We start from the raw sequence: 22900 nt of genomic DNA, 5'->3' as shown, positions 1-22900 counted from the left end.
GTTCATTCAGCACACTCAGCCAGAACTTGGAGGACTCATTCTCCCCAATCCACATGCCCAGCACGTCTTTGTTTCCGTCCAGATCAATGCCAATGACCATGTAGGCGGCTTTGTTGATAATGGCCCCGTCCTGTTTGACCTTGAAGTGGATCGCATCCAAATAGACGACCGCATAGACCCCTTGCAGAGGGCGGTTCTGCCATTCTTTAATGAGAGGAACAATCTTATTCGTGACATTGGAAATGAGCGTAGGAGAGACCTCAATGCCATACATCTGCCCCAGATGATCCTGGATTTCTCGGGTACTGATCCCTTTGGCGTATAGGGCGATGATTTGCTCTTCGATACCTGTTACATTGGATTGATGCTTCTTGACGACCAAGGGCTCAAACTCACCCAGCCGATCCCGAGGGATAGCGATTTCCTGTTCGCCGTACTCACTGACTACCGTTTTACGGCTCTTCCCGTTGCGGCTGTTTGGCGTGAGCTTCGCTTTTACCTCATGCTTTCCATAGCCCAAATGAGTATCCATTTCGGCTTCCAGCATCTCCTGAATCGTCTCTGCAAACAGATCTTTTAAGGCATTCTGCGCATCTTGTGCGGTGACCAAGTTGTTCTCCTTAATGAATTCCCGAAGTTGTTGTTTTGACCAAAGTCCCATGTGTTCTCCCCAACCTTTCTCTTACTTCCATTTTAATGGGTTTGAGAGTTTACACAATATATTTTACAGACTCTGATGCTGGTGTGGATGCGGGTTCCGGTTAATTTATGTTGCATTAGATGGCTCCTGATCTTCTGGCTGTATCATTTTACATAGTCTTCTTTTAAAATACTGTATATTTCTAAATCAATAATTCCTTTACCAGCCCATAGTGCGGCTTGCCTCAATGTTCCTTCCTTGATAAATCCATTCTTTAACAATACCTTCTTTGAAGCCTCATTTAAAGGCATTACTTCTGCCTGAATTCTATTGATGCCACCATCCTTAAACAAATAATCAAGCAGAATACTCACTGCTTCAGTAGCAATACCTTTTCCCCAATGCGATTCGGACAAAAAGTATCCAATCGTCACTCCGTTCACCTTTTGATTAAAGTCGAAAGCCTCGATAATACCCAGTAACCGGTCGGGTTCAGCATGTGCAAATATCCCCCACTTGACCTTTGACCTTTTATTGTAGTCTCTCTCAAAATGGCCAATCATATTGTTAACAGTATCTTTATTGTGTTTGGGTATAATACCACAGTATGCAAATACTTTGTCATTGTTATAGATTTCAAAAACTTCTTCAAGATGCTGATTTTCAATCTTCTTCAATAGGAAACGATCTGATTTCAGGCCAGGAAGCTGCCCAAAAACGGCTTCAATGTTCATTCCGCCACCACCCCATATTATTCTGTTAAAAGCATTTCATTTTAAGAGTTTATTTTCTCTATTTCTATTGTAACCCTGCATCTGAGCTGATGCTGCTTGCATATTGCTGAAAGGTAATGAAAAATTGCTTTTTCCTGTACGAGATCGAAAAAAAGCGGAAGCATTGGCGCTCCCGTAGTGAATCACATACCTTCTGGTCTAGATGCCATTCATATTGTGCTTGATTCGCACCATAAAACAAAACAAAAGGCTATGCTTTTCTTTTCAGAAAAACATAGCCCTTACTTCTTTTTAAGATAAGATTTTGTTTTAGTTACTTATCTTCCTTCTGATCTTTTGCATTACTATTCTTATTTACATCACCGTTTTTATTTTCCTGCGCTGCAGCATTACTTTTGGTTGCACTCTGGTTTTGGTTTTTCACATCATTTTTATTATCATCTTTATCTTCTTTAGACTTATTGGTCACAGTGGCGGCATTATTATCTTTGCTAGCCTTGTCCTCATTGCTTACCTTATCTTCTTTTTCATTAGCTTTAGATGCATTATTCTCCTTAGCTGCATTTGATTTATTAGCATCGCTCGAGTCTACGGCATTGCCGGTGGTAGTGGAGCCAGTAGTAGTGCTAGTATTCGTGCTAGTAGTGGTATTAGTGTCGGCTGTACTATTGGTTTGATCTTTATTTTCATCCTTATGATCAGCGTTATTCTTAAGCTTGTCTTCACTATCCTTACTATCCTTACTATCTTTTATAGTTTTCATTATGGCTTTGACACTTGCATCTTTATACTCATCTACAGTAGCGGTTGGATCAACCTTTTGAAGCTTATTGATAAGATTAAGCTTTCCTGGGCTGATACCCAAAGCTCTCGCCTGCTCCCTGCGGGCAAGGGCAACATTATCTTTGATAACCGTGGCTGTCTTATCAGTCTCCTCTAAAGCCTGATTTGCTCCGGTTTCAGCATCATTCTCAAGTTCGGCGGCGGTAGTTGAATCATCTGTTTCAGATGTAAGAGAAACAACAGATGAACCGTCATCAGCTATATAACCACCATAAACGGCAGATGTAACCAGCATGTTGACAGCTACAGTAACATTTGAACCCTTTATGTCTACTTTAGCCAATATCTTGTTACCGTCGTCATTGATTCCTTTAACTTTTACAACTTTATCAAAAGCGTTAACGCCTATTTCTACACTAGGGTTAATGTCCATGCTGAGGTATGATACCGGTGTTTGATAATAGGCGTATGCTGCGCCGCTTCCCCCAACGATTAAGGTTGCCATGCATGCAGCTGCTACTAATTTTTTCTTCATAAATAATGACCTCCAGTGACTGTTTTTTATGTTGTTAGTATTCGTATTCATTAATGCGTCCTTTAGAAAACCTTCAGTTCTGTTTATTAAGGCATCTTCGGCTTTAATTTGATTCATCGCAGATTTAAAACGTGAAATCATGTTCTCTACCTCCCAACCTTTGTTTAATAAGTTCCCTTGCTCTGTGTAAGTGAGAATAAATGGTGTTTTCTTTTTTATTTAACAACTGAGCCATTTCAGGTACGGTATACTCCTCGTAATAAAACAGATAGATAACATCCTTGTATTTGTCCGGAAGTGATAACACGACCTGCAAGAGTTCATTTTCGGTTTGATCTTCGAATGGCAATTCTATTCCTTCAATTGAAACCATTTTCTTTCGCCAAAAGCTTTTTAAGATGTCCTTACATTTATTGATCGTAACTCTTATTAGCCATGCTTTTTCATGTTCAGCACTTTCAAAGCGGGAGTTATTCTGTAACAACTTTAGGAATACTTCTTGAAAAACATCATCCACATCTGCGCTATTATGTAGATATATGAAGCATATTCGACGGACCAGGTCAGAATATTGGGTGAGTGCAGCTGAAATATTATCGTTGATATCAATCGGTAATTGGGCCATTTCTTCTCCTTTCTATACTGGATACGATTGACCTATAAGAATCCTTGCACATATTTTTTTGTTTTTATTTGAAAAATATACCTTTAGTGAAATGAACCTTCATCTGACTGATCATCATAAGCTGCGTTGAAGGAAAATAAAGAGACGTGGGGATCCCCGAACGTCTCTTTATTTTCTATTAGTTGCGATATTTACAATGAAGGTCGTTGTTGACTCCGGACGCCTGGTTTGCTTAATCCGGTATATCCATATTCTCGCCGCACATAGCAGAAACCGCGCCAGCAATAGCTGTCACGGTTCCCATTACCCTTATGCGAATTTCCTATTTACTATACAGTCTGTAGAGGAATACCGCAGCTTCTGCTTTGGTTGTGTTTCCAGCCGGATTGAGTTTGTTACCGCTGCCTTCGATCAACCCGTCCTTAACCATTGCAGCTACGCTGTTCACCGCATAGGAAGCAACTTCGGACTTGTCGGTGAATCTCTCCAGATCTGCAGCCTCGCCCTGAGTATTCAGCTTCTTCTCATGCTTCAAGGCTCTTTCGGTTAACACCATCATGTCCTGTCTTGTGATCTTAAGGGCGCTGCCGAATCTGTCATTGTCCAGGCCAGTCGTAATACCAAGAGCTTTGGCAATTGCAATTTCATTATAGTAATAGACGCTCTCCTCTACATCGCTGAAATTCCCGTTTATTTTTGCAGTCAAGCCCAGTGTTCTGACAAGGGAGTACAGGAAATCTGCCCTTGTGATATTGGCTGACGGATTGAAGACTTGCCCCTCTGTCTTGAGAATATCCTTTGACGCAAGTACTTCGGCCGCGTTCTTGGCCCATCCTGCCATTCCGAGATCAGTAAACGTTTTGTATACGTAAGCTACTGCGTAGCTGCTGAAATGAGTGGTTGTGAAGGTGACCAGACCGGTCTTCGGTGCATAGCGTCCGCTCGGTACTGTGAAAACTTCTCCGTTTCCGTCAATGTACCAGACAACAATCATTTCGGGATTCTTAAATTCCGCCTCGGTCGGCTTGTAAGGCACGGATACGCTTACAGGTGCGCTCGGATTGCTCCAGACTGTTTCTTTTCCGTCCACCTTAAGACTAAGCTGTAGGATCGGCTTATCACCGAGAGCCGCCTTCACTTCCGCCGGGAGCTTGGACTTGTCGCCTTTTCCAATCTCCAGCGCTACTTCCTTGCTGCTGCTTTCGGTTGTGCCGGTCAACATGTTACCCGATATAACTACCTTACCCAGCTCTGTGGAAATCGTGAGTTTGTCATCCTTTGTTCCGCTTGTCAGTGCTGCAGCCGGCAAACCTACCGAGTATAAATTCACTCCTTGCGCCGCAGGGATGTCCAGGGTAACCCTTTTCTCCATAAACTCCTTTGCTTTTGCCAGCTCCAGCGCCTTAACAAATGCGGTTCCATCCTTCACAGTCGTCTGCATGGCTACTATTTGATCCTGAATAACCGGTGCTGCAGATGTAGGCGTTGCAGATGCTACAGGTGCAGGTGCTGCGGGTCCAGGCGTTGCAGGTGTTGGCGTTGCAGATGGTGTTTCGGTGCCTGGTGTAGGCGTTGCCTCTGTTCTGCCGTTTGTTACTTTTATGGTATACGTCTTAACCGTGCCGTCTGCAGCTGTTACCTCTACCTTTATATCCGCTTTTGTACCAGGGGTCAGCGTTATGGCTCCGGAAGCTGTACCGCTGGCAACAGCTGTGCCGCTCACTTTAATGGATGACCTGCTGTCTGCTGCTGCAGCTGTAACGGTTATACTGCTGGCATCCTGCAGGGAAACCTCACACTCTGTGGTCGCTGCGTTGAAAGCCGGCTGGAGTGTTCCCGCACTCAGTGTCAAGGCGCTGAGGTCCGCATTCACACTATTAGGGATATAGACTCCAAGATCGCCAAGGTCAATGGCATTGCTCCGGATGGTCTCGTATTCGCCTGCAAAGTAACCATCCAGATACGAATGTCCAAGTATGAATCTGTCCGGATTCATGGCGCCATAGTAGCCGGCATTCGCATTGCTCTGAGCGTCGAACAGGACATAGCTTCCCTGCCATCCTGAACCGGATACGCCCCAGCTGATGATGTGATCGATATACGGGGCGAACTTGGTAAAGGTTTTGTAGAGCAGCGCGTACTCATAACCAAGGGCGTCCGACTGTCTGACATTGAGCACTGCGGGAGCGGTCGCGCCTCCTCCGGGGGCATCGGTCGGAACCTTTAGGTCAAGCTCTGAATAGGTAATACCAGACAGCAGGCCCCGGTCAACGAGAGAAGCATAGAGAGCCATCGCATATTGGTTATCGCTTGCAAGGGTCTTGCCAACCGCATCGTGTCCCTGGATACCGATGTCTTCGATAAGAGGTCTTCCGTCATACAGCGGATCGGAGAGCCAGGCGGTATTTAATTCGAGAACCATGTTATATACCGTTCTTGCCTTGCTGCGGGTCGCAAGTCCGTAATCGTTGTAGGTCAGCTTCGGAGGATTGTCGACGATATAAGCGTCAATGCTGCCGTCTTTGTCATGTCCGTCGAGCTTCATGTACTCCGGAAGGTTAGCGTAATTAGCCTTGTAAGCTGCAGCCATTTTGGCGTTGGGGGCTGCGATATGCGCGTTTTTGAAGAGCAGGTAAATATAATGCCCGGTGATGTCGCCGCCAATTTGATCATCCGACATGGCAGCAAGCCAGTTGGTGTGTTTAAGGCTCGTTCTCCAGCTGTTCGCATCCTCCGGGATGAGTTCGCTGTGGCGGCTTTCGTGAACCTCTTCGTTGAGTACATCCCATGAATTGAAGGGAATTACTCCACGGGATTCGCTTGAACCATATTTCGTATCTGTGGTCAGGAAGTGCCGCATCACATACATCGTGTGATTAAACTGCACTCTTCTTGCCATTTCTTTGTCTACCTTAACCGTAGATGTAACGCCGTTGCCAAGCCCGTAGAAATTGGCCGAGCCATTGTATCCGTAGGACAGGTTCGCCGGAATAATCTGAGTCATCCATCCAGGAGCCTGGTTATACCATGCCAGAACATGGCCGTGAGACTTATACTGTCCGGGAGCTCCGGAATCCCTGATCGCCTGATAAGCGCTGGTCGGGAAGCTGTATTCAGCTAAGCCAGGGGCAGTAGTTGCACCGTTCAGGGCCTCTCCGGTAACGCTTTTCAGCCATTCTGGACCACGGGGATGCGTTCCATCGGCCTTTAGATTGTTGCCGTCGACAAAGATTTCATAGTGATTGGCTCTGGTTCCTGTTACGGCTCCAGTTCCGATCGAGCCGACCATGAACAGGCCATTCTCCTTATTGTAGAGACTCTTTAGGGGCGCTACGTCACTCTGGTGTTCCTTGTTGACTGCGTTCGGAAGCGCAATGCCGTTAGGATCCGGTGCGGTAATCTGGATGTTGGCGACAAGCAGCATACCGGTTTCTGCAGCACGGGCATTTTCGCCATGCAGCTCAAGAATAAAGTTCGAGGAGACGCCTGTTGAGGCGGTAATGCTATGATGAGCCATGAGCCAGGATTCACCGTTGTAGCTGCCAACCCAGTCAGGATTCAGGTTGTTGTACTGGTAATCCCTGAGGTAGCTATCGAGGTTAGTGTTAGTATTTCTGATTCTCCACCTCATATATTTGCCCTGCGCGCTCTTGGGATAGTAGACATCGAATTCAATCGTTGACCCCTCTGAGACATTTACGGCTGGAGACAACAGGGATTCAATACTTATGCCGCCGAACGTGCTTTTCCCGTTATGGGCATAATTAATCTGGAGCACTTCAGCTTTGCCCTGGGAATCTGCAAAAGGATACGGAATCATTTTGAATGTGCCACCGGCAAAATCAGCGGGAACACGATTATCAAGCGGCGTTCTTGCCATCCAGTTATTAGTGGGCGCAGTAACCTTTAATGGAACTTTACCAGGACCCGGATCAAGACGGAAATAGGGATCGGAACCGTCTGATTTAATATTTTTATTAAAAATCACTATGGCTTCTTTAAGAACGGCGATAGCTTCGTCAGCGGGAGTATTCGCATTGCGCGCGAGCTCAAGAGCATCATTAAGAGCTTTGAGTTCGCTAACATGCACCCATGGAAAAGCCCGGTTCACATCAGAACCATAGACGGCTCCATAGACAGACTGACTGACTTGAAGCGGGAATTCCTGATTGCCGGTTTTTAAAGCTTCAGCTTGAGCAATGAGTTCATTCAGTTCAACTGTCCGTTCATCTCCGGCTGCAGCAGCGGACGGGAGTATACGTGAATACGGAGAACAACATGATGACAATGATGAGGCGTGAGATGCTGATTACACATTTTCGACTGTTCATCTTTTGTTTGACTCCTTTTCTTAAGGAAACCTCTAAAGTCTCGTATTAGAGTCCCCCCAATTGATAGGTTGTTTTGGGTATTCGTATTTTCTAAAATTTACTCTTTGGCTACGTCAAGTCTGACTTAACGAATAATCCAACCACCCCCTCTGAACATATAAGACAGACAAAACTTGAAAACGCATTCACAAAAGCAGATGGGCAGAAGGGCTCGGTTATCTGCAGCCATGACATTTGAATGCAGCCCTGCTGCTGTAACAGCTCTCATAATAACAACAGGTGGGGAAAGTCTAAATACGGGTAATGCACGAATCATTTTAATATAATACGAAAATAGATCACTTCTCATCGGATATTGCATGAGCATAAAAAAAGAAGACATGCAGGTTTCCTGTTGTCTCCTGTTCATTGAGGATTACAGAATTGCTTATCTTTATCCGTACCTAGCGCATGGCAATCGTTATGATGATTATCTATTATTTAGGTACTCATCCGCTATCTTTCTGCATATATCCTTCGAATCGTAATCAGTATCTATTAAATATTTAATAAATATATCTTCAACTTCCGTACTGTCTATTGATGCCAAATAACGAAAAGCATCCTCAATCAGCACCTTCCAATTTACATCGTTAATGATTTTCTTAGACAGCCCGAACGCTTTTTCAGGCTCTTGTAACTGAAGCTTCTTGAAAATCATCTCTAGCTCAAACTCAGCATCATCATCCCGTCTAGCCATTATTTCAATGATTCGTTCATCTGAAATATTCCCTGCCATATCAGAAAATGCAATTGACAAATAATCAGGATAAATCCTCTTACCGAAATCAATACTTTTGGGAGGCGCACTATGTACCCAAACGTTCTGACAATCCTTTAGCAGCTCCTCAACCTCTTCAACCTTAAGCTTTGAATTTCGCGATTCAGATACCCTTTTAAGATATTTATGAATTCTCCCGGGTTTACTAAATAAGCTTAAATCATATATTTCACCGCCAGCATAAATCTTATCCGGCCTTTTGTCCTGATCGAACCCGAATCCTGTAACTTTTATTATTGTTAAACAGTCGATACTTTTATTTTCTATATAAGCTGCAGTTGCTCTATGGTGTCCGTCCAATAATGTACTCATAAACCCCTCATAATAATAAGCAAGTCCTGTCATAGTTGTACCATTCTTCATTTGATTCAAGTAATAATTAACCCTGTCTTCATTTAAACAATTAACACTCTGAGATGGAAGTATGAATTTGGGAGTGCCCGAGCTAACATGATACTTATAATATACATCCGCGGTTGCTTTATAAAGCTTCTTTAATTCGGCTAAATTCCAAAAAAAATTACCGTCACCATCAGTTGGAATCATTTCTATACGTGTAAGCAAATAATATCCGTCTTCTAAAATGGAAAGCATAGGTTTAACATTTTCAAAAGCATAGGTTATATCATTACTTGGTTCTTGTGAAAATTTAATTGTATCAATTAAGCCTGAATCAACGTTCTCTCTGCCTAACCCAATACTTAAAATCTTAGCGCATGTAGGACAGTACAGCTCTTCTCCGTAGTTATTTATCAGTGGTTTATTATCTAGCAACAAAAATCCGTATGTCTCACCACATTTATCCGTTCCATACTTAGTGGACAATTTCGCCATCCCTTTATTTATCCTAAATAGAAGGGCATCATTCCCCCATCTATTATGACTACCAGGAATTATATCCTCGAATTCAACCGGCTCCGAAAAATTCAAAAGCTTCACTCTATCCCCCCTACAGACTTGCCATACTTATATTGTAAGTTATACACCTTATTGCTGCCATTCTACATTTAATATTGCATTCATGAGAAGTCCGTTGTATGAAGCCGTTCATGATGGAAGAATCCCCCGCGTTCAGCACCTCGGAAATGACGGGACCAATCCTGAAAAATATAGAATTATGGAGGAACACCTATGAAAAAAAGTAGAAACAACACTTGTGGACTGGGCAATCGTTGTATACCCTGATGTTTACAAAGCAACAGAAAACCTTAGGGACGTCTTTGCTGCATTTAATTGCAGGCATAGGTTGATCTTTTCGGAAGAATAAGAAGTCTCCCGGCCAATTAAGTGAACGCCGTCAGCAGACACTTAAAAGAATTTTGACTGAACCTGAAAGCATAATGCCTTGACCCTGCATATGTAAAAGCACACGGTTAGCGATGCTCAAGCTAACTTATTAGCATATTCATCTTGTACGGTTCATAAGAAAAGCCGATTGATCGTAACATTTCGGCTTTCTTGCGAACCTATTCAATGAAGATGTGTACTGTCCGATATTGATAATAGAGACATTCATTTAACTGTGATCCACTACCGAGTGGCCTATGGCATCCAACTCCAGCTCCCTTATGAAGACAAAAAATACCCTCTCTATCAAGAGAGAGCGATTCAACACGAATACATAATTGAATGTTCCAAGCTAGGGGTAGTCAAAGAAGCGAATGTGACAGGGATCAATCACGTTATTTATTTAAAATTTTAATAATTACAATTTAAGGAGACATTTATGAAGAAAAAATTTAAAGTGAAGTCGATATCGCTCCTATCTACAGCAGCATTGCTTGGTGCCCTGGTACCACATACATCTGCAGCGGAGTCTTTGACCGATATCTCAAACAGCTATGCCAAAGATGCCATTATTGAGTTAGTCGAAAAAGGAATTATTAACGGTACTGGCGACGGCAAATTCAATCCGACAAGTAATATTAAACGACAGGACTTTGCTATTATACTGGCGAAGGCTCTCAATTTGGACCTTAGCAACCCTCCACAATCATCTACTTTCACAGACGTCCCGGTAAACAGTTATGCCTTTTCTGCCGTAGAAGCCGCTGTTAAAGCAGGCCTTTTTAAAGGTATGGGTAATGGAACATTTGGTGCCAATCAAAGCCTCACCCGTGAACAAATGGCTGTAATCTTTGTGAATGCACTAGGCGTTAACAGTACCGGAAAAGGACAGAGTTTAATATTTTCAGATGCTAATTCAATTGCCAGCTGGGCTAAAGATGCAGTTGGTGCTGCCGTTGAATTGGGACTTATGAAGGGAAATCCCGATGGCACCTTCAACCCGGTTAATAATGCTAGCCGTCAGGATGTAGCTATTGTCGCTTCTAAGTTTTTAACCGAAAAGACTAAGATTGATGAACAAAAGTCTGTGACACCGACACCAACGCCGACAACTACACCAACACCAACAACAACGCCGACACCGACACCTATATCTACACCAACAACAACGACAGCACCGACACCGGTAGCGACACCAATACCTACACCAATACCTACATCTACACCTATACCAACACCAACGCCGACACCTATATCTACACCAACAACAACGCCGGCACCTACTCCGACCCCGACACCACAAAATACAGTAGATCTAGAAGCAGCAACTAAGGTGAAAGACCAAATCGCAGCCTTGCCTGCAAAAGCAGAAGTCACTCTAGCCTACAAAACGGCTGTCGTTAATACACGTACCGATTTTGATGCCTTGACACCTGTCCAAAAAATTCTAGTAGGAGATATTACTAGATTGACAGATGCGGAGGCGGCTATTGCTGAGCTGGAAGCTCAGGCTGCTCTTGACCTGGCTGCAGCAACTAAGGTGAAAGACCAAATCGCTGCCTTGCCTGCAAAAGCAGAAGTCACTCTTGCCAACAAAACTGCTGTCGTTAAAGCACGTATGGATTTTAATCACTTAACACCTGCCCAGAAGACGCTGGTAGGAGATATTTCTAAATTGACGGATGCTGAGGCAGCTATTGCTGAGCTGGAATTAGTAGCAATGGCTAAACAGAATTTAAATGTAACGTACAATGGAACCGATGATAAAGTTACATTGCCAAGTGTTCAAGATGGCGCCGCTGTTACTTGGATATTAAAAGATTCAGTGCAATCCTCAATTGTAAATATTTCGACGGGGAGTATTACCCGAGCAGGATTACCAGCTAATACTGACGTAGTGCTCATAGCGACAATTACCTCTGGAACTGTTTCTGACACCAAAGAATTTACAATCAATGTTCAAGCGGAGAATATTGAACCTGAGAGTATTACAAGTAAAGGCATAACCAATTTTGACTTCTCATCCGAGTATGCTACACAAGCAAGGAAAGAAAGCAAAAAGATAACCTCAACGGATTTCCAAAGTAATCCGAAACATTTCACTATAAGTGATGGAACAGTTACAATTCCCGTCGACCTGACCTGGAATATTCCGTTAAATGGATTTAGCTCAGGACAGGTATTGGGCTCAGCGGTAGATAGTTTTATCCAGGACTACTATAATGCACATGGAATCAATTTAGGGAACCGGACAGTAGCTGGAATGGGGTTCGGAGACACTTTCTTTATAACCACCTTTAAAACGGGATCAGATGCTTCTATTACATTAGGCGGGAATGACTGGTCATTTTTCTTTGATAATAACCATTACACCGGCACTGACGAAGATCGCTCCAAAAACCGTACGTTTAACGTCAGTGACGGCACCAACACAGCAACTATTTTGTTAGAATGGGAGTATCTCGATATGGACGACTTAGTTAGTGATCTAAATTATCAACTAACATCAGTATCCGTCACAGCAAAAAAAGTTAATGATACCCAATTCCAACTTGTCGCTAACTCTGCAGAGATAACAATAACCATTACTGGAACAGATAAAAGCCAGTTCTTCGAAAATTAGGCCACGAACAGACAGTTCCTCCAATTGCTGCTGTCTCCAAAATTTCCGGATTAAACCGCTCAGCGATTGAAATTCGGAGACAGCATATCCTTTCTAAGTAGATTTCTACCTACCCCGAAAGTAATGCCCCTGCAACCATTAGTTGCAGGGGCATATTAATTATCCGTATAAAAGCACGTTAAAATTTTTAGATAAGAGCGATAACTTATGAATCCGAGCATATTCCCCTTCATCTAACACCGACCCACCGATATGAAAATAATCATCGATTAGCACTTATCGTTCTTCATCATCAACTTTGATTTTCACAAATCACCTTTTAGATAAAATTCTGTAAGGACAAAGCGGCAATTATGGTTTTTGTATATATATGGAAGTACAATGGCAATATTTGTTTCTTATAAAGCAGCTCGGGGGTAATAGATAGAGCGGCATCCGCATACATAACGGTCTGTTGTTGGCATAAAGGACAATACGGTTGTCCTCCTGTGGATGATACGTGCGATTATTACTGAATAGGAGAAGAAAAATGAATAATCAAACCCAGGATACATATCGTTTTCAGGTCAACTTAAGCGGTATGATCAACATTTTGTCTAACCATTTGTATAGCAGCCCGAAGGTATTCTTGAGGGAGCTGCTGCAAAATGGCGTAGACGCGATTACTGCACGGCAGGCTTATTCCCAGGGTGGATACGAGGGCAGAATTCATGTCGAGGTAAGCGAGACTTCAACCGGGGCGACCTTATTAGTAGAAGATAACGGGATCGGGTTAGACGAGTCGGAAATTCATGAGTTCCTGGCAATGATCGGACAATCCTCCAAGCGGGGCGAGGACTTTCTCCAGACCAACACCTCTTTTATCGGGCGGTTTGGCATCGGGCTCTTGTCTTGCTTTATGGTGAGTGACGATATCGTCATGGTTACACAATCCGCCAAGGGCGGACCTGCACTGGAATGGCGCGGCAAGCCGGACGGAACCTATACAATCCGCAAGCTCGAAGGGATACATGCTCCGGGAACCAAGGTTTTTTGCGCTGCAAAGAAGGCTCCGAGCCGTACTTCAAGGAAGGCAATCTGCAAGAATGGCTGTTCCATTATGGAGCCCTGCTGCCTTATCCCATCCAACTGGTGTCCAGTCAAACCACTCGCTTGATTAATCCGCCCTCCCCGCCTTGGGTCAAAGATCCGCAGCTGGCCCGGAAGCATCGCAGCGAGGTGCTGGCCTTCGGTAAGCAGGTGCTTGGGGAGACGTTCCGCGATTTCATTCCTCTGCATACCTCCTCCGGCCGGACGGGAGGCATCGCCTTCATCCTGCCGCAGGCAGTGAACCTGGGCGCCAAACGCAATCACCGGGTATATTTGAAGCACATGCTGGTCTCCGAAGCCGCCGACAATGTCCTGCCGGACTGGGCGTTCTTCGTCAAATGTATGATCTGGACCGATGAGCTGCAGCCGACAGCTTCACGGGAGCATTTCTATGAGAACGTCCAGCTGGAGCAGGTGCGGGAAGAACTGGGGGGCACCATTCGTCAGGAATTGATGAGGATGGCGGAGTATGATCCGGACCGCCTGCAATCCATCATCTCGCTGCATGCCTTATCCATGAAGGCCCTCGCTGTGGAAGATTCGTCCTTCTACTCCATTATTCACGAGTGGCTCCCGTTTGAGAGCACCTTTGGCACGAAGCCGCTTGGAGAGCTGAAGCAGCAGCCCCCCCTTTACTTTACTGCTACTCTGGACGAATACCGTCAGATTACCCATGTGGCTTCGGCCCAATCCATGCTGGTGGTGAATGGCGGATATATTTATGATGCCGAGCTGCTCTCCCTGCTGCCCCTAATTGACCCGGATGTGCAGACGGAACGGCTGTTGCCAGAGGACGTGTCGTTATCCTTTACCGATATTACCCCCCAAGAGCGGCTTGACTACTATGAATCCGTAAGATTAGCGGATAGCGTGCTGCAGAAATTCCGCTGCCAGGTGCAGCTTCGCCGTTTCAAGCCGGAGGAGATTCCTGTTCTCTATACGCTGTCCCAGGAGTCCGCTCAGTGGCGTGTTATGGAGGCGACCAAAGAAGTAAGCACCGATGCTCTGTCCTCCGTTCTGGGCAGCCTGGGCGCTACGTTAAAAGATGCAGCATACGCAACGCTTTATTTTAACTTGAACAATCCCGTCATTGAGCGGGCCTTTCATCCGGCACACAAGGCAATGCTGCCTTCCATTATCGAGATGCTGTACTGTAATGCGCTGATGATGGGACATTATCCGATGAACCGCCAAGAGACAGCGCTTTTGAACAAAGGCATCATTCAATTTATTGATTGGGGTATGACGGCCAGTCATACGACAGGAGGAGACGAATAGATGAACCTTACCGGGATGAGTTTTGAAGAGCTGATGGAAGAAGCCTATGACATGCCAGGCGGAAAAGCTAAGCTGGAACTGCTCGAGCAGGCGGTACGGGTGGCAGATGCTGCAGGAGATATTGATCAGGGCTTTGAAGCACGCAGTGAAATCGTAGAGACGGGCAGCTTCCACGGCTATCCGATGAAGGCGCTGGTCGCCTTTTCCTGGCAATTGGGACAGTATGACAAAAATCCGGACCGGTTCGATAGCTTCACCCTGCTGTGGTCCTACAAGTGGGTTCTGGATCGCATCACCTCTTTTCCGGAGATTAGCCGTGTTCAGATCGAGAATCTGCTGGAGGACATGAAGATACGTTTTGCGGCCGAAGGCTATAGCAGCCGTTCCTATCACTACTACCGGGCGCATATCTTCGCGGAGTTTGGAGAGCTGGACAATTCACAGGCTGAGTGGGATATTGTACAAGCCATGGATCTGGATGAGATGAGCGATTGTCCGGCCTGTGAGCAAAACCGCCTTGTCGAGTTTCTGGCGAAGCGGGGAGACGACGAAGGAACCGTGAAGGCGGCCGAGCCGATTCTCAAAGGTAAAATGAGCTGCGGTGAGGTGCCTCATGTGACCATCACGAAGGTGCTGTTCCCCCTCCTGCGGCTGGGCCGTCAGCAGGAAGCGGATAAGCTTCAGAAGAAAGGCTACAGATTGGTAAAGGGTAACCGCGATTTTCTGTATCATCAGGGAGAGCACATCGGTTACCTGACCTTGACTGATCCAATCAGGGCGCTGGAGGTCTTCGAAGAGTATATCGCCTCCTCTCTCGATCATGAGAACCCGGTCGACCGGATGATATTCAACGCCTATTCGGCCAAGCTGTTCCGCCAGCTGGCGGGAGAATCCATCCAGTTTCAGGTTAAGCTTCCGGCAGGACATCCGTGTGAGCACCAGTCCGGAGAGGTAACGCTGCTTGCGAAGCACTTCCAGCAAGACGCTCTCGCCACAGCGGAAAAACTGGATAAGCGAAACGGTAACGATTACTACACTGCACTCCTGCAACGATTGTAGTATGTGTTCTTGTTCTGTGTTCACAATCTTAATATAGGAACAGTGTTAATGATGCCTTATACTAACCTTTGATGCGCTTATCGTAGCGCTGCTGTCCAATAAAAATAATAGACCGCCCTGCCGGCAAAGGCATGCGGTCTATTTGTTATATTAAAAAAAACCTATAAATTAATGAACAAACAGCCTCCACATAGGATGAGTGCTGACGGTAGCTTAAACTAAGCTGTGACTGTATTCACCCTTTAGATCACTGTCCCATTATATCCGATTCGTTACGCATGGTAAAAACAAAACAAATGATTTTTAAACTTAATCAATCTCAACCCATTGAAAATAATACGATATCGTATTATCATTAATCCGATATCGTACTTACAAGGAGAACAACTATGCATTCTGAACGCATGAAAATATTGGATTTTATGATCGCAATCAATAAACTTGATGGTTTATATTACTCTATTGCTAAACAAATTGGGGTTCATGAGAATGAGTTTGTGCTATTATATGCCCTTTCAGACGGGAAACCACATACACAACGCCAAATCTGTGACGACTGGCAGGTACCTCGCACGACAATCAACTCCGTCACCAAAAAATTTGTAAAGTTAGGCTATATTGATCTCGTCCCTACCGGCCACAAAGAAAAGGAATTGTTCATAACAGAATCTGGAAATGCCTATCTTACAGCAATCTTCTCCGATTTTTTCCAAAAAGAGGCCAATGCTTTTAAACACACTTTAGAGCCATGTGCAGATATCGTGACGGATGCGATTTCTCAATTTGTGTTATCACTTGAAAATTCACTAAAAAACATAAATGGAGAAAGTAAACATGAATGAAATCACATTTGAACCCGTAATTGAATTAGCATTAGATGAATTTAAGAAGAGACTCCAGACCGCTTTTTCTCTAGCGATAATAGCAATGAATGAAAAAGCTTCCGACGAGCCTATTCCATCTGATCAAGACATTGAAAGAAATTATTACAACAAAGAGGCAGAAACCTATAACGTCTACAAAAGTGGTCAGCGTGTCGGCGGCATCATTGTGTCCATTAATCACTTATCAAACCATAATCATTTGGATTTCTTCTTTATCGATCCGGAACATCACAGCAAAGGTATCGGTTTTGAGGTGTGGAGAGCCATCGAAGAGAAATATCCCGAAACCGAAATCTGGCAAACGGGCACACCTTATTTTGAGAAGCGAAACATTCACTTTTATGTGAATAAATGCGGCTTTCAAATCAATGAGTTTTTCTGTGAACACCATCCAGATCCCCATGGACAGCAAGAAGACCTCTCTGATGATAGTGACGGTTTTGATGACGGATTTTTCAATTTTATTAAGATTATGAAAAACAAGACTCATAAAGCAGATTAGCTTTTCACAAAAGAGAAAGTAAGGGACAATCTTTGGCAGGCACCATGCCATCCACTTGGGGTTCTATGCATTATGTTTCGTATAATAGGAGGTTTATATGTCCATAGTCAATCATTTAAAAAGTTTTTTTGGGAAGGAAGCCGTAAACAGTGGGCGGCAGAAGGAATTAGACATCGCAAAAGGGCTAGCAGTTATATTTATGATATGGCAGCATATCCTTGGTGTGTTTAATGTTCCAACGTATGGTGCTTTTGAAGATTTCGCTGTCAGTATTTTAGGTTCTCCTTTTGCTGCTCCTGTATTTATGTTTACTATGGGGATGGGCATAACCTATTCCAGGAATAACCATCCCTCCAATTTATTCAAAAGAGGTTTACATCTTTTTATCATTGGATTTGCTCTGAATGTCAGCAGGTGGATCATCCCTGAAATCATTCGAACACTCACTTATGGTGACGCCTTCCATATAACTGCACTACATAATTTTCTTATGATGGATATTCTCCAATTCGCAGCTTTGGCATTCGTTTTTATTGGAATCGTCAAGCAATTTAACATTTCGGCTAAAGCCGTTATATTCATCGCCCTAATATGTTCACTAATAGGAAATTTTGTGTTTTACAGATCTGCCAACTATGTCATTGCTGATATTGTGGGTCTGTTCATACCAACAAATGGTCATGTGACATTCCCATTTGTGAACTGGATCATTTTTGTTGTCGCAGGGTATTACTTTGCTCACTTGTATCGGTATTTAAAAGATAAGCAAGGTTTTTTTCTTATAGTTACACCTGTCGCACTCGTAATTTCCGTAACCTATATTACTTATAGCTATATCGCAAAAAAAGGAATGTTTGGTGATGAAAATTCCTTCTTTTTTATGACATTCATAGGTATGGTTTTCAACCTTATCCTGATGATTGGATGGATCGGTCTTTTACATTTACTATTTAACAAAACAGAGGGGCTATTTATTACTTTTATGTCTGGCTTAAGTAAAAATATTAATTCAGTCTATATCATCCAATGGACAATAATCGGGTTTTTATCTACACTATTCTCCATTTCCCTATCCCATATAACAGAAGTCATGCTTCTTATTTCTATTTTATTTGCCTCCTATATACTTAGTAACATGTGGAGGAAATTTAAAAAAAGGAAAGGGTAATATAGGGAAACGCCATTGGCACCAAACGTAATATTATCTTTTTCCCATAATGGTGCTTGACATTTCCACATAGTAAAGCCACTGAATGCTATATACGCGCTCAGTGGCTTTAAATAGTTTATGATCCATATGTTTTATTGTCTTTCCATCAACACAACGCTCTCTACATGTGTTGAATGCACAGCGTCAACACATTAATGGTATAAAAAATGGGGGACGATAATAAGCATCGCCTTCCCGGTAAGAATATTGCACTATACTTTAAAATTATATTGGATCTTAATATTACCGTCTTTCCTCACCTCGATTCGCTTAACCAACATTAGCAACAACTCACGATCTAACTTTTCAAACGAAGTGAGCTTTGCGATATCCGGTAAATCTGGCTTGTTAACCTCTTGTCCTTTACGTAGATCAGCTAGCTTCTGATTTGAGTCGAATAACTGATCACTGATCCGTCCGAGCATTTGATGATACTCTTCTTTTGTGATATCACCATCGAGCCATTTGTCTTCTGCCGTTTGTTTGCGCCCTTCGAGTTTTTCTATCACTTTCTTCAAAGATGCAATTTCTTTTACGGCAATCTTCTTTTCACCCTCAGCTTCCTTCCGTATCTCTCTGATTAAAACGTCATTACTCACATGATCGCCCATCAGCTTCTTTAGATCACCTAAGATGAGATCTACAAGACCTAGTTCGTAAACAGAGTGGCGAGAACAGAAGTTTTTCCCTCTTTTTTTATAGTTGCCGCACATGTAATGTGTTTTACCGTATGAGCGTTTGACACATTGCATTCCACCACCGCAATCCGCACAATAAAGAACTTGTGTAAAGAGGTTCGGCATACCACAAGATTTTGTTTTACCTCTCCGGTGGATTAAATCCTGCACAACCCGAAACTGTTCATTAGAAATAATCGATGGGTGGTTGTTTTTCATAATGACTTGTTCTTCCTGGTTCTTTTTCTTACGCTTCGTACTTCCTAGCGCAGCTGCTTGCTCCTTTTGTGCCACTAGATCACCAACATAAACTGGATTAGTCAAAATGTACTTTATCGATCGTTGGCACCAGTACTGACTTCCATTTTTACGAATTTGAGTTTGCGCAGGCGTGGGAATTCCTTCTTCGTTTAAGCGATTTGCAATTGCCTGCATACCCATGATACCTTCCTGATACCAATCAAAAATTTTTGAACTTTATCGGGAGTGTTGGTCATCGGCGATGACTAATTTTTTAGCTACCTTCTGATAACCATATGGTGTGAATGAACCTGTAAACTCCCCACGCTTCGCTCTAGCCCTCTCGGCCAATCGAATCCAGTCAGAGGTCGTTTGGCTTGACATGTGGTACACCATTGAATACATGGCAATCTTACTTTGCCAATCGTGATGTTCGGTATCAATTGATTCTGAAAGGGCAATAAAACGAATTCCCTTTTCGACAAGCTTGGGAACAATGGTGTTTAGTTCACCTGCACTCCGCCCAAATCTACTTAAAGATTTTACCAGAATGATATCAAACTTCTTTGCCAACGCATCATCGATCATGCGTTTAAACTTCTCTCTCTTTTTGAAGCTCGACTGCCTTTCGCTATATGATTCATATAAGACCCAACTGTCCTTTTTACGAATATAATCGAGCAGTCCCTCCTCCTGATTAATGACTGAGGAATCCTGTTCCTCAAAGACCGTTGATACACGTACATATGTGGCTACTTTCACCGTAATTCCCCCAATGTAGGGAACACCTAAACCATTGTTGACTTTCACATTATAGCTCATTCTCTACCTCCTTTGAACTGGCTTTTAAGCCAAGTACTGAGAATCCCTTGGAGCGTTTCTTCTCCATCTAACTGTCTCTCAACTGTTGCTATAATGGACTCATCACAGAAAATAATACCTATCGGAATAGGGGCTTTTGTTCTCTGTATTGCTTTATTTCCCGTTTTAGTGAACTCTTTTTTTTCATCTTTGTTCAACAATTCCTGGGCTTCCTTCAATAGATCTGAAGTAAAACCCTCGATTATATCCCTTTCTATATCAGCGTCACTTTTGATAAGTCTATCGATTACATTAGACATGAAAGTCAACCCCGCATCTGAGAATTTGGAGTTTGACCTCCATGCCTTGAGGGCGGGAACCTCTTGACTACTTAAATCTCAACACCACAACGATAAACTCCAACTCCCCCAAACAACATTTCATATCATCCAATGATGTTCATGTCTTAAAATAAGTTTGTAAAACCCGATTACAGTCGTAATGTTATGAATTAATGATAACAACACGAAAAAGAGGTGTCAGTTTTATCGATACCTCTAGCTGAGAACCCCATAAGAGCAAAAACTGAGAAAGTTTTGTTATAATGGAGTCATATTGATACTGCAATGAGCTGCCTACAACAAGCTCATTCTATAAGGGGAATACGTCATGTCCATACATATAAGAGAACTGCTACCGAAAGGAGTCAACCTTACCGAATTCAAGACCGGGTCGGAACTACTATTAGCTTGTGAATTAGGGAAGTATACGAAATTGCTTCTGCAGGAAGACTTATCAGTTGCGGGTGTTAACGTTGCCGACGAATTTAAAAAGACAAGTCATTTTAGCTTTGTAGTCAAATCTAAGTTTGTAAATGACTTACCATATGGTGATATCAAATTAGCTAAGTTTAATCATGGTGACTTCTTACTTAAGACCCAAAGTGTTGCGAGAGCAGATATAAAATTTAAAGATCGGAATGTTTACTTCAATTACAACTCCGATGTAAAAGCCAACAGAGAGTTTCGTGGCAAAACCCGTTCTGCTGCCTATGTAAGCCTAATGGCTTTTGTGTTGGTGAAGAACTTCATTGATCAAGAACCTAATCGTAAGTTGATCATCGACCATGAAGAATACGAACAGAAAGATGGCGAATATACAGACCTTATCGAATTACAGAAAGGCGGTATCTTGCCTGAAACCATACTCAAGATCAAATACAAAACCCAAGGTGTAGTCCAACTACCTTGGGAAACCATTGTGAAGGATTATCGGAGCAAAGGGTTAATGAACAGGGAGTACTCTCCGAAAGAGAAGAATAATTATCTATTGACGAATGGATTAGAGGTAGGAGATGTTGTCCTACTGTACTCGAGAAATATTAATCCTTACAAGGGAGACACCATTGGAAGCTTAGATTCCTGCTATCCCGCAGTGATTAAGAGTTTTAACGAGAATACCCTCTTTTTGAGGTACTACTGTAACGTCGAGACTAAACTAACGCAAAGAACAAGGATAGACCGACTTGTTGATAAGATTGAAGGTCTTGAGGAATGGCTTACCCCTGATGACTACGACCGCACTGTAACCAATGAGAGGCGCCTTTCTTTGACCGATATCGGAGTTGGAACGTGCACATACCTAGAGGACACCTTTATCTTCAAACCACCTATGGAAGCAGATATAACTGTCCAATGGTTTAAAGATAAGGATAATCAGCTTGTTGAAGAAAAACTTGATACTCCAGATACCATTTTTGCTGTCTTTGAAGATCGAGGTGTAAAATACAATAGAGACAAGTTCCTTAAAGAGTACTTCACCTCTCTAGGAAAAATACCAATATACTATAAGTATTTCAAAAGAGCCGAGTAGAGTCGGCTCTTTTCAGATTGATTCAGTTTGTGTGTTTGTCAATTAGCGCCTGAAAACGACTAATATCTTTTTCTTTTGCGTACTTCTCTTTTATCTTCCATTTACCGTCGTTGGTCTTCTCATCAATAGCCTCTAGGTGATCGCGAATAGCACCAAAATTAAAGCCATTACCATTCTCATCCTTACCTTGAACGAAAGTGATCGTTGGTATCGGGAGCCTAACCCTGCCTGGGCTATCCTCCACCTCAAGTAATCTATAATTCAAATCCTCATCTATTTCCAAGAACTCATATGACTTACCATCTTGCTCGTCAAATTTGACAGCTGTCTTGACGGAGAGACACACCGCTTTATAACCCCCATAATTCACAAAAGCCGCATACTCATCACGAATCACTAGAAACATAAACTCATAATAAGAAAGGCAAAACTCTTCCCCCGCCTTTACCTGCCTCGATCCAATATCTGTTTCAAGGTTTATACCAGTATCTTTGTCTATGGTAACATCGATAACTGGAACATCATCGATATCGATATCAGTTTCCAAGAGGATAGCAACTGGCTTCATATCAGTGCCACCTTCATTTCTGGTCGTCTGGATAGAGTTTAGCCCATAAAGCTCTTTGAAGTGTAGAGTGTTCCACTTGCTACCGAGATACTCAAGTTCCTCAGGGCTCATAGCTGCTTTAATTTGCTTGCCTAATTTCTCGACCCTTATCTTAGTGTCCGATTTTCCATACTGTTTCTGCTCTCTAGCCATTCTGCCACCCCGCTGATTAATTTCACCAACCTCATCTCAATAATTATCGGTAATCGATAACTTAAATTTTACCGAAAAAGCACCCATCCCATTCAGCAGACCGATAACCAGTCATGCTGCATAGAATAGGTGCTATATTAAATTGTTCCT

General features: G+C 43.2%; 17 protein-coding genes and 1 pseudogene. 8 read left to right on the top strand and 10 right to left on the bottom strand.

Annotated features, from left to right (window positions below; translation table 11 throughout):
- The 6 genes from AWJ19_RS24420 to AWJ19_RS24395 all read right to left on the bottom strand — a co-directional run.
- On the bottom strand, positions 1 to 661 hold a 661-nt coding region (locus tag AWJ19_RS24420), incomplete at its 3' end, for an IS256 family transposase (protein ID WP_128083687.1).
- A 143-nt stretch (positions 662 to 804) separates the two neighbouring features.
- On the bottom strand, positions 805 to 1374 hold the full coding sequence (locus tag AWJ19_RS24415; protein WP_068727836.1) for a GNAT family protein: 570 nt from the start codon (positions 1372 to 1374) through the stop codon (positions 805 to 807).
- Positions 1375 to 1687: 313 nt separating this feature from the next.
- Positions 1688 to 2833: a hypothetical protein gene (locus AWJ19_RS24410; RefSeq protein ID WP_068727834.1), complete on the bottom strand. Its 1146-nt coding sequence runs from the start codon at positions 2831 to 2833 to the stop codon at positions 1688 to 1690.
- Positions 2817 to 3317, bottom strand: a complete 501-nt coding sequence (locus AWJ19_RS24405; protein ID WP_068727832.1) for a sigma-70 family RNA polymerase sigma factor — start codon at positions 3315 to 3317, stop codon at positions 2817 to 2819. The genes AWJ19_RS24410 and AWJ19_RS24405 overlap by 17 nt, the downstream gene beginning before the upstream one ends.
- Before the next feature lie 322 nt (positions 3318 to 3639).
- On the bottom strand, positions 3640 to 7605 hold the full coding sequence (locus AWJ19_RS24400; protein ID WP_128083686.1) for an S-layer homology domain-containing protein: 3966 nt from the start codon (positions 7603 to 7605) through the stop codon (positions 3640 to 3642).
- A gap of 512 nt (positions 7606 to 8117) precedes the next feature.
- Positions 8118 to 9407 carry a hypothetical protein gene (locus AWJ19_RS24395; RefSeq protein ID WP_068727828.1) on the bottom strand — a complete coding sequence of 430 codons (1290 nt, stop codon included), beginning with the start codon at positions 9405 to 9407 and terminating at the stop codon, positions 8118 to 8120.
- A 787-nt stretch (positions 9408 to 10194) separates the two neighbouring features.
- Between AWJ19_RS24395 and AWJ19_RS24390 the strand changes: the two genes are divergently transcribed.
- The 7 genes and pseudogenes from AWJ19_RS24390 to AWJ19_RS24365 all read left to right on the top strand — a co-directional run bounded on the left by AWJ19_RS24390 (position 10195) and on the right by AWJ19_RS24365 (position 18358).
- On the top strand, positions 10195 to 12378 hold the full coding sequence (locus tag AWJ19_RS24390) for an S-layer homology domain-containing protein (protein WP_068727827.1): 2184 nt from the start codon (positions 10195 to 10197) through the stop codon (positions 12376 to 12378).
- Positions 12379 to 12907: 529 nt separating this feature from the next.
- Positions 12908 to 13252, top strand: a pseudogene (locus AWJ19_RS36855) (ATP-binding protein); the annotation flags it as partial.
- 83 nt (positions 13253 to 13335) lie between these two features.
- Entirely contained in the window at positions 13336 to 14745 is a 1410-nt protein-coding gene (locus AWJ19_RS24385) for an HSP90 family protein (RefSeq protein WP_241781867.1), read from the top strand.
- Positions 14746 to 15804 carry a hypothetical protein gene (locus tag AWJ19_RS24380; protein ID WP_068727825.1) on the top strand — a complete coding sequence of 353 codons (1059 nt, stop codon included), beginning with the start codon at positions 14746 to 14748 and terminating at the stop codon, positions 15802 to 15804.
- Positions 15805 to 16193: 389 nt separating this feature from the next.
- Entirely contained in the window at positions 16194 to 16646 is a 453-nt protein-coding gene (locus AWJ19_RS24375; RefSeq protein ID WP_068727823.1) for a helix-turn-helix domain-containing protein, read from the top strand.
- Entirely contained in the window at positions 16639 to 17190 is a 552-nt protein-coding gene (locus tag AWJ19_RS24370) for a GNAT family N-acetyltransferase (protein ID WP_128083685.1), read from the top strand. The genes AWJ19_RS24375 and AWJ19_RS24370 overlap by 8 nt, the downstream gene beginning before the upstream one ends.
- Positions 17191 to 17287: 97 nt before the next feature.
- Positions 17288 to 18358, top strand: a complete 1071-nt coding sequence (locus tag AWJ19_RS24365) for an acyltransferase family protein (protein WP_068727819.1) — start codon at positions 17288 to 17290, stop codon at positions 18356 to 18358.
- Between the two features lie 254 nt (positions 18359 to 18612).
- Here AWJ19_RS24365 and AWJ19_RS24360 read toward each other — a convergent pair whose 3' ends face one another.
- Genes AWJ19_RS24360 through AWJ19_RS24350 form a run of 3 tightly spaced genes read right to left on the bottom strand, consistent with a single transcriptional unit; the run spans position 18613 to position 20438 of the window.
- The gene (locus tag AWJ19_RS24360; protein WP_277815837.1) at positions 18613 to 19545 is read right to left on the bottom strand and encodes a recombinase family protein; all 933 of its coding nucleotides are present in this window, start codon (positions 19543 to 19545) and stop codon (positions 18613 to 18615) included.
- A gap of 9 nt (positions 19546 to 19554) precedes the next feature.
- The gene (locus tag AWJ19_RS24355) at positions 19555 to 20139 is read right to left on the bottom strand and encodes a recombinase family protein (protein ID WP_068727815.1); all 585 of its coding nucleotides are present in this window, start codon (positions 20137 to 20139) and stop codon (positions 19555 to 19557) included.
- Positions 20136 to 20438, bottom strand: coding sequence for a hypothetical protein (locus AWJ19_RS24350; RefSeq protein WP_128083684.1), 303 nt, complete (start codon positions 20436 to 20438; stop codon positions 20136 to 20138). Before AWJ19_RS24350 ends, AWJ19_RS24355 begins: the two co-directional genes overlap by 4 nt.
- 349 nt (positions 20439 to 20787) lie before the next feature.
- On the opposite strand from AWJ19_RS24350, the gene AWJ19_RS24345 reads away from it, so the two are divergent.
- Positions 20788 to 21990, top strand: a complete 1203-nt coding sequence (locus tag AWJ19_RS24345) for a hypothetical protein (protein WP_068727811.1) — start codon at positions 20788 to 20790, stop codon at positions 21988 to 21990.
- A gap of 22 nt (positions 21991 to 22012) precedes the next feature.
- On the opposite strand, the gene AWJ19_RS24340 is transcribed toward AWJ19_RS24345, so the two are convergent.
- Positions 22013 to 22750 (bottom strand): hypothetical protein, encoded by a 738-nt coding sequence (locus AWJ19_RS24340; protein ID WP_068727809.1) that lies wholly within the window; start codon positions 22748 to 22750, stop codon positions 22013 to 22015.
- Positions 22751 to 22900 lie beyond the last annotated feature (150 nt).

Source organism: Paenibacillus sp. DMB5, from assembly GCF_001517085.1.
Lineage (GTDB): Bacteria > Bacillota > Bacilli > Paenibacillales > Paenibacillaceae > Paenibacillus_AQ.
Note: the sequence above shows the minus strand (reverse complement) of the source record. Positions and strands in the feature narration are given on the sequence as shown.